At 53.5% G+C, this 23348-nt stretch carries 18 protein-coding genes; 4 read left to right on the top strand and 14 right to left on the bottom strand.

Features of this window, described 5'->3' with window-relative positions:
* From RID21_RS28590 to RID21_RS28580, 3 genes are read right to left on the bottom strand one after another with little or no spacing between them, the layout of a single operon-like run.
* Window positions 1-876 carry an FAD/NAD(P)-binding protein gene (locus RID21_RS28590; protein WP_350194927.1) on the bottom strand — a complete coding sequence of 292 codons (876 nt, stop codon included), beginning with the start codon at window positions 874-876 and terminating at the stop codon, window positions 1-3.
* Window positions 873-1997, bottom strand: coding sequence for a 4Fe-4S dicluster domain-containing protein (locus RID21_RS28585; RefSeq protein WP_350194925.1), 1125 nt, complete (start codon window positions 1995-1997; stop codon window positions 873-875). The genes RID21_RS28590 and RID21_RS28585 overlap by 4 nt, the downstream gene beginning before the upstream one ends.
* Window positions 1994-2467 carry a Crp/Fnr family transcriptional regulator gene (locus tag RID21_RS28580; RefSeq protein ID WP_350194923.1) on the bottom strand — a complete coding sequence of 158 codons (474 nt, stop codon included), beginning with the start codon at window positions 2465-2467 and terminating at the stop codon, window positions 1994-1996. Before RID21_RS28580 ends, RID21_RS28585 begins: the two co-directional genes overlap by 4 nt.
* Before the next feature lie 534 nt (window positions 2468-3001).
* Between RID21_RS28580 and RID21_RS28575 the strand changes: the two genes are divergently transcribed.
* Entirely contained in the window at window positions 3002-4162 is a 1161-nt protein-coding gene (locus RID21_RS28575) for a baeRF3 domain-containing protein (RefSeq protein ID WP_350194921.1), read from the top strand.
* Between the two features lie 154 nt (window positions 4163-4316).
* On the opposite strand, the gene RID21_RS28570 is transcribed toward RID21_RS28575, so the two are convergent.
* A complete protein-coding gene (locus RID21_RS28570; protein ID WP_350194919.1) occupies window positions 4317-4469 on the bottom strand; it encodes a hypothetical protein in 153 nt (50 codons plus the stop codon).
* Window positions 4470-4674: 205 nt separating this feature from the next.
* Here RID21_RS28570 and RID21_RS28565 point away from each other — a divergent pair, with 205 nt between their 5' ends.
* A complete protein-coding gene (locus RID21_RS28565) occupies window positions 4675-5112 on the top strand; it encodes a CBS domain-containing protein (RefSeq protein WP_350194917.1) in 438 nt (145 codons plus the stop codon).
* 42 nt (window positions 5113-5154) lie between these two features.
* Window positions 5155-5829: a protein-L-isoaspartate(D-aspartate) O-methyltransferase gene (locus RID21_RS28560; protein ID WP_350194915.1), complete on the top strand. Its 675-nt coding sequence runs from the start codon at window positions 5155-5157 to the stop codon at window positions 5827-5829.
* A gap of 7 nt (window positions 5830-5836) precedes the next feature.
* Here RID21_RS28560 and RID21_RS28555 read toward each other — a convergent pair whose 3' ends face one another.
* The 3 genes from RID21_RS28555 to RID21_RS28545 form a co-directional block, all read right to left on the bottom strand.
* Window positions 5837-7042 (bottom strand): methionine adenosyltransferase, encoded by a 1206-nt coding sequence (locus RID21_RS28555; RefSeq protein ID WP_350194913.1) that lies wholly within the window; start codon window positions 7040-7042, stop codon window positions 5837-5839.
* Window positions 7043-7086: 44 nt separating this feature from the next.
* Window positions 7087-8034: a PAC2 family protein gene (locus RID21_RS28550; protein ID WP_350194911.1), complete on the bottom strand. Its 948-nt coding sequence runs from the start codon at window positions 8032-8034 to the stop codon at window positions 7087-7089.
* Between the two features lie 102 nt (window positions 8035-8136).
* Window positions 8137-9618 carry an amidohydrolase gene (locus RID21_RS28545; protein ID WP_350194909.1) on the bottom strand — a complete coding sequence of 494 codons (1482 nt, stop codon included), beginning with the start codon at window positions 9616-9618 and terminating at the stop codon, window positions 8137-8139.
* Window positions 9619-10590: 972 nt separating this feature from the next.
* On the opposite strand from RID21_RS28545, the gene RID21_RS28540 reads away from it, so the two are divergent.
* On the top strand, window positions 10591-11367 hold the full coding sequence (locus tag RID21_RS28540; RefSeq protein ID WP_350194907.1) for a hypothetical protein: 777 nt from the start codon (window positions 10591-10593) through the stop codon (window positions 11365-11367).
* A 737-nt stretch (window positions 11368-12104) separates the two neighbouring features.
* On the opposite strand, the gene RID21_RS28535 is transcribed toward RID21_RS28540, so the two are convergent.
* From RID21_RS28535 to RID21_RS28505, 7 genes are all read right to left on the bottom strand, one after another.
* Window positions 12105-12674, bottom strand: a complete 570-nt coding sequence (locus RID21_RS28535; RefSeq protein WP_350194905.1) for a tetratricopeptide repeat protein — start codon at window positions 12672-12674, stop codon at window positions 12105-12107.
* A gap of 335 nt (window positions 12675-13009) precedes the next feature.
* Complete coding sequence (locus RID21_RS28530) at window positions 13010-14467, bottom strand: DUF1501 domain-containing protein (RefSeq protein ID WP_149344477.1); 1458 nt, start codon at window positions 14465-14467, stop codon at window positions 13010-13012.
* A 2-nt stretch (window positions 14468-14469) separates the two neighbouring features.
* On the bottom strand, window positions 14470-17631 hold the full coding sequence (locus RID21_RS28525; RefSeq protein ID WP_350194903.1) for a PSD1 and planctomycete cytochrome C domain-containing protein: 3162 nt from the start codon (window positions 17629-17631) through the stop codon (window positions 14470-14472).
* Window positions 17632-17932: 301 nt separating this feature from the next.
* Window positions 17933-19426 carry an aldehyde dehydrogenase family protein gene (locus RID21_RS28520; RefSeq protein WP_155366574.1) on the bottom strand — a complete coding sequence of 498 codons (1494 nt, stop codon included), beginning with the start codon at window positions 19424-19426 and terminating at the stop codon, window positions 17933-17935.
* Window positions 19427-19644: 218 nt separating this feature from the next.
* Complete coding sequence (locus tag RID21_RS28515) at window positions 19645-20535, bottom strand: hypothetical protein (RefSeq protein ID WP_350194901.1); 891 nt, start codon at window positions 20533-20535, stop codon at window positions 19645-19647.
* 263 nt (window positions 20536-20798) lie between these two features.
* Window positions 20799-21848: a hypothetical protein gene (locus RID21_RS28510; RefSeq protein WP_350194899.1), complete on the bottom strand. Its 1050-nt coding sequence runs from the start codon at window positions 21846-21848 to the stop codon at window positions 20799-20801.
* 28 nt (window positions 21849-21876) lie between these two features.
* Window positions 21877-23340, bottom strand: coding sequence for a hypothetical protein (locus RID21_RS28505; RefSeq protein WP_350194897.1), 1464 nt, complete (start codon window positions 23338-23340; stop codon window positions 21877-21879).
* Window positions 23341-23348: the final 8 nt, after the last annotated feature.

Raw genomic sequence — 23348 nt, 5'->3', positions numbered from 1 at the left:
TTAAAGGCCCTCCACTTTCAACCAGGGAGAGATCTGATCGTAGCGAAAGACCGGCCCATCCTTACAGATGAATTCCGGTCCCAGTTGACAGTGACCACAGAGGCCCACTGCGCACTGCATGTTCCGCTCGGTCGAGACCCAGATCTGTTCCGTCGTCATGCCCCGCTGCAACGCAGCCCGCGCCGTGAAACGCATCATGATGTCCGGTCCACAAATCATCATGATCGTATTGGCTGGATCGAAAGTCCGCAGGCGTTCGAGTAACTGGGGAACTACGCCGACATTTCCCTGCCAGCCCGGTGCTGACCGATCCACGGTCTGGCGGACATCGAATCCCTGTGCCTGCCAGCGCTGATACTCGTTTGTGTACAGTCGCATCTCCGGTGTGCGGGCGCCGTAGAGCAAAGTCAATTGCCCATAATTTTCCCGGTCAGATAACATCCGATAAATCACCGGTCTGAGCGGTGGCAATCCAATGCCCCCCGCCACCAGAATCACATCTTTCCCCCTGCAGTGTTCCAAGGGCCAGCTGGTTCCAAAGGGGCCCCGCAGCCCCAGAGTGTCGCCGACCTGCATAGCTGCAATCCGCCCGGTCACGTTTCCCGCTTTGCGGATCGTATGCGCCAGTGTCTCTGTAGCATCTGGATCGCCGCTCATGGAAATCGCAGATTCTCCCGCTCCGGGAACATACAGCATATTGAACTGCCCCGGGGCGAATCGATACGTCTCGGCAGCGACAGAATCGATGAGTGCCAGCTGGTAAGTGGTCACACCACTCACCTCGGGTCTGATCTCGCGAATCACCGCGGTCTGTGGCACCCAAGCATTCGCCTGGAGAGTAAAGTGGCTGGCAGCAGCGGAAGCAGATTCATTCATGTTGAAGACTCCCGGATTGCAGTCACTTCAGCGGTTAAATCAATGCCCACCGGACACCAGGTAATGCAGCGGCCACAGCCGACACAGCCGGAAGTTCCGAACTGATCAATCCAGCTTGCCAGTTTATGTGTCAACCATTGTCGATAACGGCTGCGAACCCCATTCCGTACCAGGCCCCCGTTCATATAACTGAATTCAACGTTGAAACAGGAATCCCACACCCGCTGGCGTTCGACCTGTTCGCCGGCCAGATCGCTGACCTCTTCTACCGAACTGCAGAAACAGGTGGGACAGACCATCGTACAGTTTGTACACGAAAGACAGCGTTCCGCCACGTCGTCCCACTGGGGATGCTCCAGATTCGAGAGCAGCAGGTCCTTAATATCAGTCGTATCGAATTCGCGTTCGATCTGATCGACGGCCTGTTGCCGGGCAGCTGTGGCCTGTGACTCCTGATCAGCGGAGACTTCGACCGTCTCCAGTTCCTGCAGAATCTCCTCGCCCCGCTCGGATCCGACTTCTACCAGGAATCCGTCCGATAACTCGGTCAACGCCAGATCGAAGCCCTGCTGACAACGGGGGCCCGTGTTCATTGAAGTACAGAAACAGGTCGAAGCGGCCTGCGTGCAGTTCACCGCGATCACTAATGCAACTGCACGTCGACGCTGATACTGGGGATCGACATAGGGGCCTCCCACAAAGACCTTGTCCTGAACTCCGATGGCAGCCAGTTCACAAGCGCGCACGCCCAGAAACGCGTATTGGGGAGTCGGTTCTTCCGGTTCGCTGAAAGTCCAGACCTGCTCCGACTTTGTCGCTATGGAAAGCGTGCTGAACGGGGGAAACAGATTCTTTTTCCAGGACTGCGGTCCGACATTATATCCAAACAGCGCCTGATCATCGCGTTCTTCAAGTCGATACTTTCCCGGCTCCTGGATGTCGGTCCAGCCGCGGGGCAGATCGTCAATTGAATGGAGGCGATCGTAAACAATGGCTTCCTGATCAATCGTGGGGCCAATGATTTCATACCCCCGTGAGTGCAGCGCATCAAACAGTCTGGCAAACTGATCGAGTGCGAGAAAACAGGATCGCCGGTCGTTGGCCTGCGGGGCTTCCGTCATTCCACGGCCCCCTTCTCGCTCTGAAAAGTCTGACCGGGGTGTTCGCCGTACATATCCAGCACCTGCAGTCGACAGGCGACCAATCGTTGTGACAGGGCCCGTGCGATCCGCTGCATGATCTGATATCCGATATCATGATCTGCATCACACAACGCCCGTAACGCTTCGGCATTGATGGCAATGACTTCGGTTTCGTCGATCGCGGCGACAGTGGCCGTCATTTCTCCCTGCTGCAGTATTGTCGACCAGCCAACAAGGTCACCCGCTTCCAGGGTTAGCACTGGCAGGCAGCCACGGGCGGGAATCGTCATACAAATTTCGACTCGACCGCTGCAGATGACATACAGATCTTTGTGATCGCTGCCCTCTGTGAACAGAGTCTCCCCAGCTCTGAATTCCCGTTGTCGTGCTATCGCAGCCAGTTTGTGTTGATCTTCTTCTGACAGGCCTGCCGTGAACCGCAGTTTCATCAGAATTTCCAGAAGCGGATTTGCCTCCATCGCAGCCTCTGCTTTCTTTGAACTCACAAGGAAGTCAGTCTGGATCTCTGTATCGGATTTTATCCCACAGCATCGGTAGCGTCTATAGTGCCATCCGTGGAAGAGAAATGAAAAACAGATCCGCCGAGGTATCGGGAATCTCCCTATCAGTAAAGACATACTTTGTCCCATTCCCAATCAAAAAATACCTTTGGTAAAATGGTACGATTTGCTGATTTGACCTTCGATCCCCAGACAGGAACCATCCCAATTGGCATGTATCTTGCGTTTGAACATATCGGGCTCTGTCACCAGTCCACTGATAGAGAGCCTGATTTTTAAGAACCGGTACCTGCATTCTGATTTTATTCGCATCACTCATTTACTTTTGTACAATGGAAGTTACAGCATTGCCTGTCGCTGTTGCTGAACAGACAGTGCGGGTCAACTTGAGTTTGCGATCAGAAGCATCGGATTAATGTCTACCTGCATCTACGTTGTTTTTTAATACTCAAGGAGCGATCTATGAAGACTCTCGCGCATGACGAATTGAAGTCGCTGACGGAATGGGAACAAGGCCCCTGTATTTCAATCTATTTACCTCGACATCAGGCCTTAACCGACTACCGTGAAGATCCCATTCATCTACGAAACATGCTCGATCAGGCAGAGACAGCCTTACAGGATCGGGGGATGGGTACGGGGGAAATCAAAACGCTGCTCGAACCCGCTCGGAAAATTCAGAATGACGGTAATTTCTGGGGACGCGGCCCCGCCCAGGGGATCTGTATCCTGCTGGCTCCCGGCATGTTTCAGCAATACGACCTGTTTTACCAGTGCCCGCAGAGTCTGACCGTTGAAGACAGCTTCCACGTGAACCCTCTCTTCTACAAGGTCTACGAAAATGATCATTTTGACCTCCTCGCGGTCTGTCCCAAATCAGTCCGGTTGATCCGCCACCAGAATGGAGAACTCAAACAGCTGGAGCTTTCGGAAAATATCCCCGCAAATATTGAAGCCATCTCCTCGAAAACCCAGTTCGAGGAATCCCTGCAGCATCATACGACTTCCCATGTCGGCCCGGGGAGCGATAACGCCTCCATGCTGCACGGTCATGGTTTGACAAAAGAACTCAATGAGACCCTCTTGACCGATTATTTCCAGATTCTGGCAAAGCAGCTGGAGAAGTATCTGGACAACGATGGGCCTCCCATGATTCTGATTGCCTCCGAAAAACAACAGAGCATGTTCCGCAAACATTATCATGCGAAAAATCTTCTCGAACAGGGGATCTCTACCTCGCCCGATCATCTGAACGAACAGGAGTTGTACGAGGCGGCGCTACCCGTCATCGAGCAGATCACCGGCGAACCGCTGCGTAAAGCCCGTGAACAGTATCAGAAACATTTGGGAACGTCCCGGATTACTCACCAGTTGGAAGCGATTCTCCAGGCGGCAGATGAAGGTCGAATCGAAGCCCTCTTCGCACCGCTCGGCTCTGAACTCTGGGGGCAGCCCCCCGGCGACGGCGAACTGGTCAAAACCCATGATCAACCCGTGAATGGCGACATTGCGCTACTCAACAGGGCGATCCGCAACACCTACAAACATGGTGGTACCCCTTACGTAGTTGCGGAATCTGATATGCCCGAAGACAAACCAGTCGCCGCATATTTACGCTGGTAATGGTAGTTGGACTTTAAAGTAATAAAACTCATAACTGGATGATGTTCTCCATCACTCCCGCTGTAAAGAATGGTTCTGCTATCCGAATCCTCGATCAAAACCTGACTTCACGTGGGCCAGTGATGGAAGAACACTCCAGGGACGATTCCCATAGTCATTTCTGCCCCGCTTCATGATTGTTGACGATCACCCCCTCGTCCAGAAAGGCTACGTCCATCTCATCCAGCGACGAGATCATCTGCAGGTCTGCGCTCAAACAGACAGCAAAGTCGAAGCCATTCAAGAGATCAGGGAGACCGCTCCTCATCTGGTCATATGGTATACTGCAAAACGCCTGGGGATTTCCCCCATCACAACGATCGGTTTTCAGACTATCCAAAACCTGTTTACACATCGATAAGATTCGTTATGCTGGACTATAGAAGCGGTTTGCCGTTATAAGGCCACCGTTTCTTCATCGTTATTGTTTTCAATCAGAAACACGACATCACATTTTTGCAAAGGAGAAAGTCATGACTGCAGGTCGAATTTGCACAAGAGAAGTCGATTTGGTTGATCAAAACGAATCCGTTCAAGTCGCCGCTGAGCGAATGAACTCCCGCAACGTGGGCACGCTCATCGTCCTCGATGAAGAATCTCACCCGATCGGTATGCTCACCGATCGGGATCTGGCGCTCCGCGTAGTCGGCAAGGGGCGCGACGCCATCGAAACGACCGTCTGGGACATCATGACCCGTTTTCCCTGTAACATCTCTGAGGAGACGTCCATCGAAGCCGCCCTCACGAAAATGCGATCCGGCGGCTTCAGGCGGCTGCCGGTCGTCGATCAGGAGGGAAAACTGATTGGCGTGCTGACACTCGACGACATCCTCGAACTGCTTTGTGAAGAATTCACCGAGATCAGAAAGCTCATCCATAAAGAGAGTCCGGCCAGCCTGGCCCAACTCTGACCAGGCATCACCACTCCTCAAACGGAGCATTAACCGTCGAACATGACCAACTCCGATCAGCATTCCGAGACCGATATCTATGAGCATGCACGCGAGCGCATGCTGCGGGAGCATCTGCGGGAACGGGGAATTACCGATGCCCGCGTGCTCCACGCCATGCGCAGCGTTCCCCGGGAAGAGTTCGTCACGCCCGACAACAAACGCTATGCCTACAATGACTGTGCCCTCCCTATCGACTGTCAGCAGACCATCTCGCAACCCTATACCGTCGCGTTCATGTGTCAGGCCGCTCAATTGACCGGCAGTGAAAAAGTCCTCGAAATCGGCTGCGGATCCGGTTACGGTGCCGCGGTCCTTTCGCTCCTCGCTCGCGATGTCCACACCATTGAACGCATCCCCGAACTGGCGGAACAGGCCCGCGAAAAACTGGACCGTCTCGGTTACGACAATGTCCACGTCTACACCGACGATGGCACTCTCGGCGTCCCGGATGCCGCCCCCTTCGATGCCATTATCGTGACCGCAGGTGCCAAAGAACTTCCTCAACCCTACGTCGATCAACTACATGAAGGTGGTCGCATTATCATTCCCATTGGAGGCGAATACACCGGGCAGACCATGTGCCGCTTTACGCTCCGCCAGGGACACCTCGACGAAGAAAACCTAGGCGGCTTCGCCTTTGTCCCCCTCATCGGTGAATTCGGCTGGGACCGTTGAAGCGTCATCAGTAAACCGGGAATTCTCCGCTGGCCAGTCGTCTGACAAAATCTTCCATGTTTCTCAGTTGCCGATCAATAATCTTCTGAATCGACTCTTCTACCTCCTTGAGTTCGACTCCCTCGCTCAGCACAACCTCCGTGCTCACCATCCACGGCTCACTGATCTCGTGACCAATCTGGCTGCACATCCGCACAATCACTTCCTTCACCGGCTCCAGTTCCTCATGAATCTGGTGCGCCAGTTGATGACAGAGCACATTATAAATCTTCCCCACATGGCTCAAGGGATTCTTACCCGCCGCCGCTTCTGTACTCATCGGACGATTCAGCGTGATCAAACCGTTCACCCGGTTGCCACGCCCCACCTGGCCGCCATCAGCTCCTTCAGCTGAGGTTCCCAGCACGGTCAGATACATGCCGCCCATCCCCCGCTCCGGATTATCCAGGGTGTTGATCGCCAGATCCACGCCGTCCAGTGTTTTGAGTTGCGGTTCCAGAAATGCCGTCAACTCGTCCGCCAGTTCCTTTTTCCGATCGAAGTAATACTGCACTTCTTCGATATATCGGTCGACGATCGCTACCGCCAGGGTCAGTTGCAGATGTTTGTCTCTGCGTACCCCCATCACCTTCACATCCTGTCCCGTCTCCGGATACTTCAGCTTGAATTCCTCGGTATTGATGAACCGCTCCGATTCCAGTACCAGTTGCTCGGTCTCGGTGAGTGGCGCAAATCCGACCGCCGCCGAAGTGTCATTCGATAACAGCCGCGCCCGCGAAAAGATGTCTGTCAGCTCTGCAGAACCGGCGCGCAGCTCATTCTGAAACACCACATGTGTCTCGGTATTAACCAGAGGCAGGTGCGCTTTGATCCACTCCCGGGCACTTTCCAGCGCAATCTCTTCCACGGAAATCCGATGGCCTTCCCACTCAGAGGTCGCGCGATCTCCAATCACCAGACGCATCGGCGTATGGACGACTCCACCTCCCAGTTCGGGCTCTGTGTGTCCCGCTACCAGCAAGCCTTTGTCGATGTTGTGATGCAGTATCCGTCCCGCCCACTGCAGATAACTCTGCGACAGCGAGATCGATATCGCTTCCGCAATGCCATCACAGATCGTATCCGGATGACCGATCCCTTTCCGCTCGACGAATTCCACCGCTTTCTCTGCCGTCGTAAGTGGTCCCAGCGATTCCAGGTAAAAATGTTCCATCAGAAAATGGACTCCCTTTGACGTGCTTCCCTGCCTGAACAGGCTCAGCCACGATTTTTAAATAGATCCAGAAAACGGTCTTCATAGTCTGCAAAGACCTCCAGACGATCCAGTTCCTGTTTGAGCACATACGCTTTCGAACGGTTCTGCTTCGCTTCTTCAAACAGTTGCTCGATCCGCTGTTCCTCTCCCGGAGTCAGTCTCGGCTGCTCAGGCATTTCAGGCTGCAACGACTCCTCGAACGATTCCGGCTGTTCCGCCTTCTCCCCTATCGACTTTTCGACTTGAGAGAGCAATTCACCCAGCTTCTTCTCCATTGTCTCGGCCTGCTCGACCAGTTCACTGGTTTCAATCTCAATTCCTGAAATCAACCGAAACGCTTTCAATACAGCCAGCGACGCTTTCGGGAACGGTAACTGCGAAAATATATGCGGCATCTCTCCCAGCAGACACGTTCCGTTCAATCCCTTGTCCGCCGCGGCCCCCAGCAGAATCCCGTTCAGTCCGCTGATATTTCCTTCCTGCAGAATCTCCAGATTATTCACCCGCATCTCCTTTAGATCTTCCTGATCCGTCACGGCTGCAAACACACGCGACTCATGTTCCGGATGCATCCCGGTGGCCATCGCCGCGAACGTGAAGACCCGCTCGATCCCCAGGTCCTGTGCGTAAGAAATCATCTTCTTACAGTAAGAATATTTGCCGAACTGAGGTTGGGCCTCTCCGATCAGCACCACCAGGTCATGCTGTTCCTCGGGATCTTTCCAGAGAAAAAAGCGACTCCGCGGTCGTGCTCCTGTGTGAATCACTCCCCGTTCAACTTCGACATAATCGATGTCAAACAGCTCAGGCGGGGAATACTCGGAAAGCAGCTCCATTCCGAGTTTAGCCATCAGGTAGTATCCCGCGGTCAACCCGACGTTACCCATCCCGGGCCAGACTGCTATCATCCAGGGCGATTTCAAAGCCTGAACGCCATCAATCAAATTCATCTCTCGGTCCTCCTGCTCCAGGTTGTCTGATGCTCTACTTCTGAATTGATCGTAGGCGGGTCCTTACGAAAAACACCTGTTCCCACTCTCACTGGTTGCCAATTATCTGATTTTCACCGGCGGTTTCTGCCCCTTGGGAATCAACGTAATGTATTTCCGATCCCTCATTCGTTGATCAAAGTCCGCTTTGGCTTCTTTAACCAGTACCGGATTCTCCAACAGCGCCACCGTTGTCGCCGCCAGAGCTTCCGCTGCATACAGAATCCCCTTCTCGCCGATGGAGGAACCGATACAGGCCACGTTCTGCCAGCTGTGTCCCGGATTTCCCGCTGCAAAACAAGTCGTCCGCAGACCGCCCGTGGGAATGTGCCAGCTGATGTCCCCCACATCCGTTGAGCCCTTGGAAGATGTTTTCGATTCCAGCAGCGTATGCACCCTGTTGTCGATCGCTACGGGGAATGTCTGCCCGAACTCTTCAATCAACGGCTGTTGAATCCGGCGGGCAAACGCTTTCTCCTCTTCCGAAAACTCGGGAGGTCCAATCACCGTCAGCTTCTCATGAATCAACTCCGACAACGGCGTATTGGGAATCAGCTCATGATTGTCTGTATCCACCTGGATGGAAAGCTTGGTGCGCGTCATCAGTGCCGCCCCTTTGGCGATATCAACGACCCAGCGATAATACCGTTCCAGGTCTTCATGCGCGTTCGCACGCACGTAATACCAGACGGTCGCTTTCGCAGGCACCACGTTGGGCTGTCCACCGCCATCAATGATCACGTAATGCATCCGGGCGTCTTCTTTAACATGCTCCCGCATATAATTCACGCCCGTATTCATCAGCTCCACCGCATCCAGGGCACTCACGCCACTCTCCGGACTCACCGATGCATGCGAAGGCAAACCGGTAAACGTAAACTTGACCGAAACGAGCGCCTTGGAACTTCCGAGATGCACGTTGGTATTATTTCCGGGGTGCCAGTGCAGACAGATATCCAGATCCTCGAACTGACCATCCAGCAACATATAGACTTTTCCCAGCCCGGTCTCCTCGGCCGGCGTTCCGTAAAGTCGCACCGTCCCCTTCAGACCATGTTTGTCGACGGCTTCCTTGACGGCCAAAGCTGCCCCCAGTGCCGCGGTTCCCAGCCCACTGTGTCCGCAGGCATGACCGGCTCCCCCTTCAGACTGACTCTCACGATAGGGAACCGTTTTCTGAGACAGCCCCGGCAGCGCATCATACTCTGCCAGGATCCCGATGATCGGCTTTCCGCTCCCATAACTGGCGACAAACGCGGTCGGCATATCCGCCACTCCGCTTTTGACCTTGAAGCCTTCCGCTTCCAGCTTTTCAATCAGCAGTTGAGATGACTTCGTTTCCTGCAGGCCGACCTCCGCATAATTCCAGATCGACTGGTTCACCGCTTTCAGATCTTCCGACCGCTGCTGCACATCCTGCACCGCCGTCTGCTGGGCCTTACTCAATGTGGGCTGCGCTTTCTCAGCCGCTCTCAGCATCAGACCGCTGCTCGCCAGCAGCAAACCCACGATCGAACCAGTCCACCAGTTATTTTTTACATGCATGATCATTCTGTTCCTCTGAGAAGTGCAGCGCTACAGGTTTGTGTCTCAATTCAGACTAACACAGCCCGTCTCGAAAGTCATCTCATTTCCCCCTCCCTGACTGCGGGATTTTCACTGATGAAATACTGAATAAACAGGACTTGAACCGCTCCTCCCGATGCGTATGCTGGTTCCCTCTGGCTCGCGCGCGAGGCACGTTCACATCCACCAGAACAGTCGGCACCACTGACGGATCAGCACCTGAACTCACCCCGTTTTTCACTACGAATTCACCTGTCTCTTCCCAACCGGTTCGTCTTGTTCCCTTCCCTTGTTCAGGGCACTCCAGGACACATTCCGGCCAGACAAGGACAAAATTCGGGACAAAGGGTGACAAAAACCGGTCACATCGGGACAAAATTCTGTCTTGACGCCCCCACGCCCTTCCACAGAATTCAACATAGAAACAGAACAGCAATCCATTCATAACCAAGTTCCATTTGAAAAAGACCAACGCCCCCATGTATCCCCCAATCCAGCAGAAAAATAAACTGAGCGGCAAGACGCTAGCCGCCGGTAACCAGGATAGATGCGGAGTAAATTACCGCCACAAGACGCCATTTAACAAAGAATGATGCGGCACCCGATTAAAATTCGGCCCAAGCACAGCGAGCAGGAAACAGTAAGAGAAACCTCGCCAATGGTTCCTCTTAATCCCCACCTCCACGCATCGGTGCAGCACTGTTGGCAAGTCAGAAGACAGCAACAGCAACAAACAGAAATCATACAAGCCGGCACCATCCAGCAAAGATGATCATTCAGAACCAGTGACCATCTCGGCTCCTGTTCCCCTTTTTTCGTGTCTTTCATGGTAAAAACAGATTCATATCATTCGAGGTCTTCAGTTCCAACCAGAAATGTTTTGCATCTCTCCCCGAAAGATTCCAAAATGAAACCATCTCCCACTTCACGCCGTTTCAGAAGGACTCGCTCATGCAACGTCTCCCTCTCGCAGGCCTGGCTGTGTTATTCAGTCTACTCGCGCTACTTTCGCCAGCGCACGCCACCAATGACAACTTTCTGCCAGGCGACTCCTTCTTTCCCTCCAAAGTCCTTTACGAAAATCTGCAACGACAGGAACAGGAAGCTGAGCCAGTCTATTACTACAACTACATCTGCGAACTCGCCTTCTGTGGCTATGCCGGCTATTCGCAGCTCAAGCTGGATAAACAGAATGAGCAACTGGCGGCAAATATCCGTGAAGCTTATTTACACATTCGCAAAAGCCAGCCGATCAGACTCAGACCCAAAAAGAACGCAAAGCTTCCGCAGAAAAATCAGGGGACACCGAATCTGGACAACTTCTACGAGACCAATGGCCTGAGCATCTTCTTTTACAATGAAGACTACGACTGGCAGCGATTGAAGATTGGCCTCAAGTACAATGAAAACTGGCGCGAGGAAATGAAAAAGTTCATCAACGCCGGTAAGTATTGTGCCTTCGTGAAAAAGGGGGATGCGCTCAAGAGATCAACCACCATGGCGAAGCAGGTCCCCCCGCTGAACGTCAAGATCCCCGAGGCGGACATTGAAACCGGTAAAAAAGTCGATCTCTCGCTCACCCCCACAGCACCCCTCAAAGCCCTGATCCTCTACGACGACAACTACCAGGACTACTATGACATGAAAAACGGCAAGCGCCTGCTGGTAGTCACCAACCAGGGCATCACCCGTTTTGTGATCTACCGCGGAAAATGGAAGCAATACTGATCCATCCAAAGCGATCAAGACAAAAATCCTGAAACCGGGTAAGCCCGAATGCAATTCGGGCCGAGCGCAGCGAGCAGGAAACTGACAGCTCATTCTCCCCATCCAGAAAGCCCCTGCCCACCCCAACACTTTCGTGTCTTTCGTGCCTTTCGTGGTAGCTTCTTCGAAACCGTTGAGACGATTACAGAAACAACAGAAGGGTATTCAAAAGAACCTGCACAGGTTCCCCTGACAGTTTCCTGTTGTCTGCGACAACCCCGGATTACATCCGGGGCAACCCTTAAGTACTCAATCTTCAACGTAGGGGCGGCCCTACGTGGGGCCGCCCGCCTGGCGAATCTCAAATCACGCATAACCGACACGTGGTCCCTGAAAAAACACACAACAGCACTCACCCTTTTTCGTGTCTTTCGTGTCTTTCGTGTCTTTCGTGCCTTTCGTGCCTTTCGTGGTAGCTTCTTCGAAACCGTTGAGACGATTACAGAAACAACAGAAGGGTATTCGAAAGAACCCACACAGTTTTCCACTGACAGTTTCCCGTTGTCTGCGACAACCCCGGATTACATCCGGGGCAACCCTTAAGTACTCAATCTTCAACGTAGGGGCGGCCCTATGTGCCCGCCCGCCCGGCGAATCTCAAATCACGCATAACCGCCAAGTGGTCCCAGAAAACACACAACAGCACTCACCCCTTTTCGTGTCTTTCGTGGTAGCTTAAATTTCGAGCCCTTCGCGGTCTACAACACAATGCCGTCATACCGCAGCACGTATTCCCTGTCGAACACATCCGGCTCCAGCTTCATACCACGCTGGCGATCCTGCTCGGCTTTCTCTTCCTCACCTTCAAAGTGATACGCCAGCCAGCGGTGGAAATAGCCTTCCCAGTTCTTCGGCGCGAGTTCGATTGCCCGCGAGTAATCGTCGATGGCCAGTTCGACCTTTTCATCGCTCCAGCGGATCAGCCCCCGGTGCACATAAATGGTCGCCAGACGCTCTGGATCGTAATCGGACTGTTTTTCTGCCACCTGAATCGCAATCGTCAGGTCTTCTTCTGCAGACGCATATCGGCCGACCCCCATGTAGAGCAGCGCACGCGCAAAGCGGGCATCCGCGTCGCGGGGGTTATCATCAATCGCCACATTGAAGCGGGCCTGCTGCGACTCAAAATCGTAAACGCCATCCTGAGGCGTAAAGTCCGTCAACGGCCGATAGAGCTCAGGCTTGGGCATCGGAACGGGAATGCACGCTGAAAGACAACACATCAGCATTAGCCCACCCGACAGCAGGCGGAAAGACAGATTCAGCATCACATCACAATCCTTGTTCGACCGCAGCCCCCGGCACATTTCCACCTAATCCTATTCAGGACAACATGTTACAGCAGAAACATTTCCAGCAGGCAACCGGCAGCAGTTACCCCCTCCGCGCGTAATGTAAACCAGAACCCGGTGTTACCGCAAGATGATTCATTTCCCGCAGGATTTGCGCAGAAGTAGGGGTGGCCCCATGTGGCCGCCCGCCTGGCGAAGCACAATTCACTCTCTCCCGTCAGCTGGGTCCAGCGAACACGCACAATTCACCAGTCCTCTTTTCGTGAATTTCGTGCCTTTCGTGGTAGAAAACCATTCGCGTATTTCGAGGTTCAACTCAACAGGTCATGTTTCACATGCGCCTCTTCCACACCGGTCAGCCGCGCATCCAGGCCGCGATACTTAAACGTCAGCCGGCGATGGTCGATCCCCATGCAGTGTAGAATCGTCGCATTCATGTCCCGAATATGCACCGGGTTCTCGACGACGTTGTAACAGAAGTCATCGGTCTTCCCGTATTCGAAGCCACGCTTAATCCCGCCGCCCGCCATCCAGATCGAGAAACAGCGTCCATGATGGTCCCGGCCGGCACTCGGGCTGCCGATGGCACCCTGGCTGTAAACGGTCCGGCCGAATTCGCCTCCCCAGATCACCAGCGTCTCATCCAGCAGTCCCCGCTGTTTGAGATCCTTGATCAACGCCGCGGAGGGCTGATCCACGTCCAGGCACTGATTCGGCAGCTGGCTTTTCAGCGACACGTGCTGATCCCAGCCCCGATGGAACAGTTGCACAAACCGTACGCCCCGCTCGGTCATCCGGCGGGCCAGCAGACAGTTGGCTGCAAAACTTCCCGGCTTCCGCGATTCGGGTCCGTACATTTCAAACGTTTTCTGCGTCTCACTCGAGAGGTCCATCAGATCGGGGACCGAAGTCTGCATCCGATACGCCATTTCGTACGAATTGATCCGCGCCTGAATTTCGGGATCGCCGATCTCTTCTGCCTGTCCCCGGTTGAGCGTCGCCAGGTCATCCAGCAGTTTCCGCCGCTGTTTTCGGTCGATACCCGCCGGATTGGAGAGGTACAGCACCGGACTCGATCCGGGCCGCAGCTTCACTCCCTGGTGACTGGGTGGCAGATATCCCGAACCCCACAGCCGGTCAAACAACGGCTGCCCCGGATTCTTCCCCGTCCCCTGGGACAGCATGACCATGTAGGCGGGCAGATTTTCGTTTTCACTTCCCAGCCCGTAACTCAACCAGGCGCCCATGCTCGCATGGCCGATCTGCTGTGAACCCGTATTGATATAGGTGATCGCCGGATCGTGATTGATGGCCTCGGTATTTACCGATTTGACGATCGTAATATCATCGGCAATCGTCTGCGTGTGCGGCAGCTGTTCGCTGATCCACGTCTGATGTTCTCCACACTGTTTCATCTCCCAGAACGGCGCGACGACGGGAAACGACTTCTGTCGGGCCGTCATGCCGGTCACGCGTTGCGTTCCCTTCACGGAATCGGGTAGATCCGAACCGTGCAGCTTCCGCAGTACAGGCTTGTAATCGAACAGGTCCACATGCGAAGGACCGCCCGACTGAAACAGGTAGATGATCCGCTTCGCCCGGGGCGCGACCTGTTGGACTGCAGCCGGAATCGCTTCTGCAGAGGCACTCTGGTTGAACAGTTCCGGATAGAGCAGGCTCGCTAAAGCCGCCCCGCCAATACCGCGGGCCGAGCGTCCCAGCAGCGTCCGTCTTGTCAGATTACGTTCGTATTCAAATACCGGGTCCATGCTTACCCTCGCGTCATAAATTCATAAGTGTTGAACAGCATACTCCCCACGGTCGTCCACGCCGCGACTTCCGGCGGGTTCAGACTCGCATCGCTCGTCGATTCTCCCTGCGACAACAGCGATCGCGCCGCTTCAGGTGCCGCCTGGTAGTTTTTCAACTCACGTTGATAAGCTGCCCGCGTGGTCTCTAATTCCCACTCCGCCGGCGGTCGTCCCAAAGCTTCGCGGAACGCAAACGTGATTCGCTCCTCGGGCGAAGTCCCCCCTTCCAGCATGATGCGCTCCGCGAACTTGCGAGACGCTTCCACGAACTGCACATCATTCAGCAGCACCAGGGACTGCAGCGGAGTATTTGTACGGGCCCGACTCACCAGGCAGACTTCGCGGTTGGGTGCATCAAAGGTCTGCATATTCGGCGGCGGAACCGTCCGCTTCCAGTAGGTATACATACTCCGGCGATACAGTTTCTCGCCGTGATCCTGCACAAAGACCTGCGCGGTCGCCGGCGAACTGCCGTAATGGCTCACTTCCCGCCACAGCCCTTCCGGCTGATAGGGGTTCACACTCGCCCCGCCCACACGTTCGACCAGCAGTCCGGAGACCTTGAGGGTCGCATCCCGAATCGCTTCGGCCTGCAGCCGGAACCGGGCACCTCGGGCCAGCAGTCGGTTCTGTGGATCCTCTTTCCAGAGCTCCGGCGTTCCCGCTGAGGACTGACGATAGGTCGCCGACATCAGAATCTGCTTCATGATGTGTTTGACATCCCAGCCCGATTCATAAAACTCCACCGCCAGCCAGTCCAACAGTCGGGGATGCGTCGGGGGATCCCCCTGCGAACCAAAGTCAGCGGACGTTGAAACAATTCCCTGACCAAACAGCATTTCCCAGAACCGGTTCACCGCCACGCGGGTCACCAGCGGATTCTCACGCGAGGTCAGCCACTGGGCCAGCCCCAGGCGGTCCTCCGATTCCTGCTGAGAGGCGCCCGGCAGGAACCCGGGCACACCCATCGACACTTTTTCGGTCGGTTGATCGTACTGCCCCCGATTCAGAATAAACGTCTCCCGTGGCTTTTTGGCCGTGTTCATGACCATCGTCTCAAACGAATCGGTCAGCATCTTGCGGCGTTCCTTGAGATTCTCCCGTTGATAGCGCAGATTCTCGAGTTCGGGAGCGATCCCGCTGTAGTAAGCTTTCAGAGCCGCCGTCTGTTTCGCATCGCGATCCGTGGCATCTATCGCCAGGATCTGCTGAATCGCTTCAGGAATGATGGTTCCGTCATCGCTGCCGGTCATCCCAAAGATCTGATAATCTCCGGCCATCAACGCCTGGCGTCCGCCATACTGACCACCGCCCCAGACCAGCATCACCGTAATATACTTCGAATCCTTCGTATCGTAAGGCTGGTCGAAGGTCACTGTCAGATGTTGCTGCTGCTTGTTTTCCGGTGCGGGTGACCAACCGTTGTGATCCCGCGGATCGAGACAGTCAGCCGCCGGGTAATCGGGGTGAGATCGGCTTGCGGTGATCTTCGCGACATTCAACATCGCATACAGGTCGAGCTGATCGGAGGGAATCGCGGTTCCCGACGCAGCAAAGCTGGTCAGAATGAAGCCTCCCGGAAACGACTCTTTCTTACCGTGACCAATGCCCCCTTCGGGCAGTTTCTCGTTCGGGTAAAATACAATCCGCAAGCCATCCAGTTGGTCGACGTCCGCGCCAACTTTCAGCGAAATCGAAGGAGAGCGTCCACTGGCAGCCAGCGCCAGCACATGTCCCTCGTCACTGACCTCAAAGGCACTCCGCGTATTCGGATCAGACACCTTGATCACACTCAGTTCGTGCAGCTTCAGATCTTTCCCCCGCTGTTCAAGTTCCTGTTTCGTCTGAGCGACCCAGGCAGCCAGCTGTGTTTCATCAGGATGCGCGAGTGCCTGTTCGACCTGCGCCAGTTCCTGATCCAGCGACTTCAGTTCTTCCGCAGCGAAGGACAGCTGGGTCTTCACCGCCAGCTTGGGACCGGCATTGATTCCGCTGTTCCCGTCCAGCCCGCGATCGTCCAGGCGATTGAAATAGGCGTAGAACTGGTAGAAGTCCTTCATCGTAATCGGGTCGTATTTATGATTATGACACTGGGCACATCCCATCGTGAGTCCCAGGAAGACTTCCGACGTCGTCTTCACCCGATCGACTGTGTAGTTGACCAGGTTCTCTTCGGGAATCGTCCCCCCTTCGTGCGTAATCATGTGATTACGGTTGAAGCCCGTCGCCACTTGCTGCCAGGGTGTCGCATTCGGTAACAGGTCACCGGCAATCTGTTCGGTAATGAATTCGTTGTACGGTTTATTCTTGTGAAACGCATCAATCACCCAGTCCCGCCAGAGCCACATGTGGCGGCCCCCGTCAATCGAGTAACCGTTCGTGTCAGCATAGCGGGCCAGGTCGAGCCACTTCAGCGTCATTCGCTCTGCATACTCGGGCGTCTCCAGCAGACGATCAATCAGTTTCTCGTAAGCCTGGGGATCCTTGGAATTCACAAACGCGTCGACTTCCTCAGCCGTCGGTGGCAGGCCCAGCAGATCCAGGTAGAGCCGACGCACCAGCGTTCGGCGGTCTGCTTCCGGTGAGGGTTTGAGTCCTTCTTTTTCCAGCCGCGACAGGACGAAGTAATCGATCGCATTCCGCGGCCAGTCGGCCTGCTTGACTTTCGGCAGCTTTGCCCGTTCCGGTTTGACGTAGGCCCAGTGCTCCTGCCAGGCGGCTCCCGACTGCACCCAGCGTTTGATCAACTCGATCTCTTCCGGCTTGAGTGACTTACCCGAGTCCGCAGGCGGCATTTTGATATCATCGTCTGTCGAGATAATCCGCTCGATCAGGGCACTCTCTTCCGGCTTGCCCGGGACAATCGCAGAGGCAAACGCCCCCGCTTTGGTGTCCAGTCGCAGATCGGCCTCGCGATGCTTTTCATCGGGACCGTGACAGAAGAAACAGTTGTTGGATAGAATCGGACGGATATCGCGATTGAAATCGATACCCGCATCGGCCACTCCGGTTTCAGCCTTCGTCGTCGGTTTCGACTTCGGATCTGCCTCGGCAAACAGTGTCAGACAGGTAACGCCGACCGCCAGTACGAGCAGCCCGCTTCGCAGCAAAAGGGAACGCATACTTCATGCCCCGTAGATGATCATCTTACAGCGATGCTGGTGCGTCTCTCAGAAGCCGAACCATGCCATCATGGTCCGGGAGAACAGGTGGGTCCCAGCGAGTGCATCGCTAATACTGATCTTAGAGGCGCCGGATAAGGCCTGTCAAGCAATGTTCGCGTGAACGCCAACTAATTAGCCGGCCTGCAGTTAAATCCGCTTTTTCAGGCGAAAAAAAGTCAAGCTGCGCAATAAAAAACGCCCCGCAGATCTGATCCGAAGAATCGACCTGCTGGGCGTTTCAGTTCAATTATACATCGTCTTACAGCGGACGAACCACCGACAGGCTCCGCCAGTAATCAAACAGCGTTTCCACGGAGAGCACGCCGCCCCCCATACCGCTCTTGTTGATCCCGGCGTAAGGCACGCCATGTGCGAACACATTATGAGCGTTGATCCAGCTGTTGCCGGCACACATCGCTTCCGCCACGCGTGACGCCCGGCTCAGGTCAGAAGTCCAGACGCTGTTCGCCAGACCGTAGTCGGTCGAGTTCGTCATCTGAATCGCCTGCTCTTCGGTCTTAAACGGTGCGAGGTAAGCCACAGGCCCGAAGATCTCTTCGCGGGCCGCCACGTTATCCAGCGAACCGGCCATCAGCGCGGGCTTCACATAGTAACCTTCGTAACCGGGCACCTCAGCAGCGCCCCCTTCGAGCACGCATTCGGCCCCTTCGGCCTGCCCCTTTTCCAGGTAAGACAGCACCCGCTGATGCTGCTTCGCATTAACCACCGGTCCCATCTGGCTGTCTTCATTCAGCTGATAACCGACCTGCACCTTCTTCAGACGATCAACACATTCACTCACAAAGTGATCGTAAATGTTTTCGTCAATCAACCAGCGGGTCGCATCACAGCAGACCTGACCGGTGTGGAAGGTGATCGCATTCACCAGCTTCTGAGCCGTATCGGGAACATCGACGTCACTGAAGACCACCGCAGCCCCTTTGCCGCCCAGCTCCAGTTTGACGGGCACCAGATTCGCACCACAGGACTCCGCCACCAGGCGACCAACTTCCGGCGATCCGGTAAACGACATCCGCTTCAGTTTGGGATTCCCTGACAGCGCAGCTCCGGCGACCGCCCCGTAACCGGGCACAACGTTGATCACGCCATCCGGAATACCGGCTTCTTTCGCCAGGCGAGCCAGGTAGATGGCCGACATCGGCGTATCTTCCGCCGGCTTGATGACGACCGTGTTCCCCGCTGCCAGTGCCGGAGCAATCCCCCAGCCGATCAGCAGGAAGGGGAAGTTCCACGGGAAGATAAATCCGCAGGCACCGTAAGGCTGACGCACGGTCCAGGCTTCGTGCTGAGGCACGGCCAGAACCGATCGTCGCTGCACGTGCTGGGCCAGGTCGGCGAAGTACCGCATCGTATCGACGAAGTTCTGCACGTCCCCCTGGGCCTGGGCTTCAATCTTACCGGCATCCAGTGCTTCGAGCTGGGCAATCATCGGTTTGTGTTTTTCGACGGCGTCCGCCAGGCGATGCAGCAGGGCACTGCGTTCGTTCTGGGGCATTTCGGCCCAGCCGGTCTTGCGGAAAGCGGCATCAGCCACATCCACGGCCATGTCGACGTCACCCGGCTGAAAGCTGAAGACTTCTGCCAGCTGTTTGCCCGATCCCGGATCCGACGTCACGAACGTCTCGCCACCCGCAGATTCGACCTCTTTACCCCCGACGACTCCCTTCAGCGTCCCCTCTTCCAGAAAGGCTTTGACTTCGGGATACAGTTCACTGGCTGTTGTGGTTGACATCGCGCGCTCCTGTTCAATGTGATGAAGAATCGATTGCGTCGGCCCCCGGCCTTCCCTGTCTTAAAAGACTGAAACCGGCGCCGTTATCTTGCGTTAATAAATCCCCGACGGCCTCCTGCTGCCTCGGTTCATCATAACCGCAATCACACTGAAATTTAAACGCTAAACGGGAAATTCCCCACTTCACAAGATCATATTCCCTCAGGTCGGATTGATTCTCAGGGCAGTTTGATACCCAAAAACCGCTCAAGAGCAATCGAAGATTGTCGCAAGAGTAATGGGGGTAAATCGTCTCTGGTAACAAGCGCATTCAATTGATCAGCCAATATATAAAAACTGGTTACATCAGCCTTTGGTTTGAACTTGTAATCCGTTGCAGGAGGCGTAGGTAAGACCAGAAAATCATCCCCCTTTTCAACGATACCCATAACAGCATTATAACGTACTTGCAGGTCCTGCTTTGGATCTAAAGCGATTTTCTTCAATCCACGCGAGGCCTGCTTGATTGTACGTCGCTCGACAGTTGGATTGGCATTGTTGGTAACCCCATCTTCCAATTCGATCGGTAAAGCCTTTAACACCTCACTCAGAGTCTGGGTCACCAACCAGGATTTCTGATATTCACTGGGAATTTCAGATGAGTAAGCAATTAATGCATCCACCATATTCCCGTAAGCTTCGTTATCGTGTTTCACCCACTTTGAAGTCAGCAGAGGTAACTCCTTCAACGCCTGTTCCCGCAATTTCCGATAGTCGGTCACTAATTCGGAACCTTTTTCCGGATTGGGTGATTTCACCAAAGCGATGAGAGCATTGAAGATTTCCTTAATCTGTTCTTTCTCACTGATATTGCCGGCCTTAACCATCGCTGCCAGAATTTTCAGTGACTCAAGTCTGGCGACAGCTGGATGATCCGCCTCGGATAAAATTTCAAGATGCTGCTTATATAGCGTTTTGACCGTATCCTCAGGACTCTGCCAGGATGTGTCTTCCCCTGGATTTGCAGGTTGTGCTGATACCACTGCTGACTGAAACATGATACAGCCAGTCAAAAACAGTAGTTGAATTCCCCGCAGAGAATTTGCTCTGGTTGTAGATTCGTGAAACACGGCCCTCTCCTCATCTCAAATGGTTGTACGAAACAAAACATACGAATCAACAGCCATAATGAACAAAACACCCCTGCATTTCAAGAAAAACTGCACAAATATCCCATTTGGTCTATATTTATTTTCATTGAATATATCAAAGTGCAGAAAGGCGGAATGAAAGAGAGGGGAGGACAGTCAGTTTAAGAAAGCAATGTGAGGCCCTTTGTGCCTCAGAAGACACCTGCCAGCAGACTGGATATTCAGGCTCAGCCCATCTCGAATTAGCGAGTCATCAGCAGCGCATTCAATGGCGAAGTCAGATCCAGTAGTTCCAGACTGGTGAATTCGACGATATCGCCTTCCCGGATAACTACATAGCCGAAATCTACATAGTGTTTTTCCCAAGACTCATCCCACTGTTTTTGCGCAACTTGAATCGCTTTCTTTTCTGCCTCACTAGCCCCTGGTTCAGGATCTTGAGGTTTACTGAATCGGCCTGATTTTGGGTTCGGCAGCAGAATGCGAATCATCTGACTACGGTAGCGACGATGGATGACAATCACCGCCGAGGCATCACCTCTGAAGTCTTTCGAATATTTCTCGGCAATCGCTTTGACATCGAATTCACCTCCCTTTGAATGATTCTCTCCAGGTTGTTTTGTCAACCCGATCATGGTGTATTGCTGGGAATGAGGCTCACTAAGATTATTTGAGAGTATATTATGTTCGCCTTTCTCATTTTTGCCATTGAGACTGTTTTGAACAACATCCATAGTGATCAGACTGTCATCCGGTCGAACGGTGAGATTTGCAACTTGGGGAATTCCCAACATCGCCCGAGGAAAGACCGTAGCCACCGGACCACGCTGCAGGACGATGACATCAGGACGCAGGTCCACACCCCCCTGTGGCTTCGGTTGATTCTCTTTCTGAAGCGATTGCGTATACAGCAGCGCGATATCAAATTCGTGTTCCAGCAGAAACATTCCCAGTTCCTCTCCTTTTCGAGGAACTTCGATTAACCGCCCCCCCAAAGGAGAGAAGACCGTCATCACTTTTCCAGTCACCTCAGGCGTGGCGTGTTTTTTGTGATGTTTCTTTTGCTTGTGCTGGTCTTTTTCAAAGAGCTTGAAGTCAACCAGTTGAACTTTTTCTTTCAGCAATCGATGTTTCTTGTCGACTTTGTGCTGTGAAAGAGATTTCTGTGCTTTCCCAGTAGGATGCTTATGGGCAGTTTTGTCTTTATGCGCGAGATTCAACTGTGGAGGAATCAGCGCGCACCCCTGAAGGATAAAAACCAGACAGACCAGTAATGATAAAATCTGTTTCATAATGCTTCCTTGCACAGGTCTGAAACAATCAGAAGATATTTTCCCAAGTATCCGTCAACCGACCAGTTGGAATCTGACTGCTGAGTCCTAACTCTTCGATCACGTCTTTGATATGGCATATATAAGCAATACGATCATTCGGAATGCCATTAATCATTTTTTGAGCGAAAACCAGACCAATTACCAGCCAGATTAGCTTTCCACCGACCTTTGCCTTCGCCATGGCAAAAGAACCACTATCGCCCCCCATCAGAAAAGTGTCTGATGGTTTTTCTGCTTTCAAAACTCCCTCTCTCAGCTTACCTCCCACATTCACTTGTGCTTTCACTGACGCCAGGTATCCCTGTAATACTTTCCCGGTTTTAGCCCCGTATTTAAAGACTGGTATACCCAACTCGGAGGATTTGATAGCACGATCCGCAATTTTCAGATCCACGGCTCCATCATCGTTAATACCTCTAATCTGGTAAGGCAGTGATTCCAAATCTTCCTGAATCTGTAGTGAAAAGTAGGATGAATCCACATAATGATTCTTTGAAGATTGCATTTCTACAGCTTTGATGACTTCACCGATGTGCTGATCGTCGCCTGACGTTAGCCTGATGGTCTGATTCGAAGTGACATGTTTGTTTGAAATACCGAAGTTCGTACCGTCATCCGTCCCGATCACCATTCCCAGCGTGCCAAAATTATCTGCACTTTCAATTTCTGCAATTGGCTGCCCCCCCAGGAGGGGCTGATCAGTCGCTGGCGGGGCAGCGGGCCCCGTACCCGATGCCAGCCTGCCTTCAGGGACCTGATCGGCCTGCTCGAATTCTCCCTCCAATACCTTAACAGGAACACCGTCGATGGCTTTCGGGAGTGGAGTAATATTTCTTTTTCCCAGTTCACTGATCTCCTTTTTCCGGGAAACATTCACAGTGATCACATACTGCAAAGGAGAAACGACATGACCGAATTTGGTCCGAAAACTGATTTCAATACCTGTCACATCTCCGTAGTCAACGGCATCTTTCTTTGATGCACTCCCCTTCTTTTTTTTCCTGCGTTTCTGCTGTTCGCTCACTTCCTTGCACAATTGTTCGTATGCTTTTTCCGCTCGCTGATATTGCCTTGCCAGCTCTTCCTCGCGTGCACGCTTTTCAAGAATAATCTCATCATCCTTGATGATTCTCAGCAACGGATAAGGCTGATATGCATTCGGCTCACTCGCAGCAAAAACAGTGGATACTTTTGACAAACTATCTGCATTAGAAGTTGTCTGATTTTTTCCTCCCGGTTTCTTATTGGCGACTGGATTTTGAGAGCGTTTCCGGGCAGGCGTTTTTTTCTCAGTGGCCTTTTTCGTGGTAGTTTTTTTCTTTGAGGATCCCTTTTGATTCGCCGTCTTTTTACGAGCCCTTTTGGATTCAGTTTTTTTACGAGTTACTTTTTTCGACGGAGCTTTCTTCTTAGCAGTCGCTTCTGATTCTCGAGTAGCTTTCTTTTTCATCGTTCTGC

Source organism: Gimesia sp. (genome assembly GCF_040219335.1).
GTDB lineage: Bacteria > Planctomycetota > Planctomycetia > Planctomycetales > Planctomycetaceae > Gimesia.
Note: the sequence above shows the minus strand (reverse complement) of the source record. Positions and strands in the feature narration are given on the sequence as shown.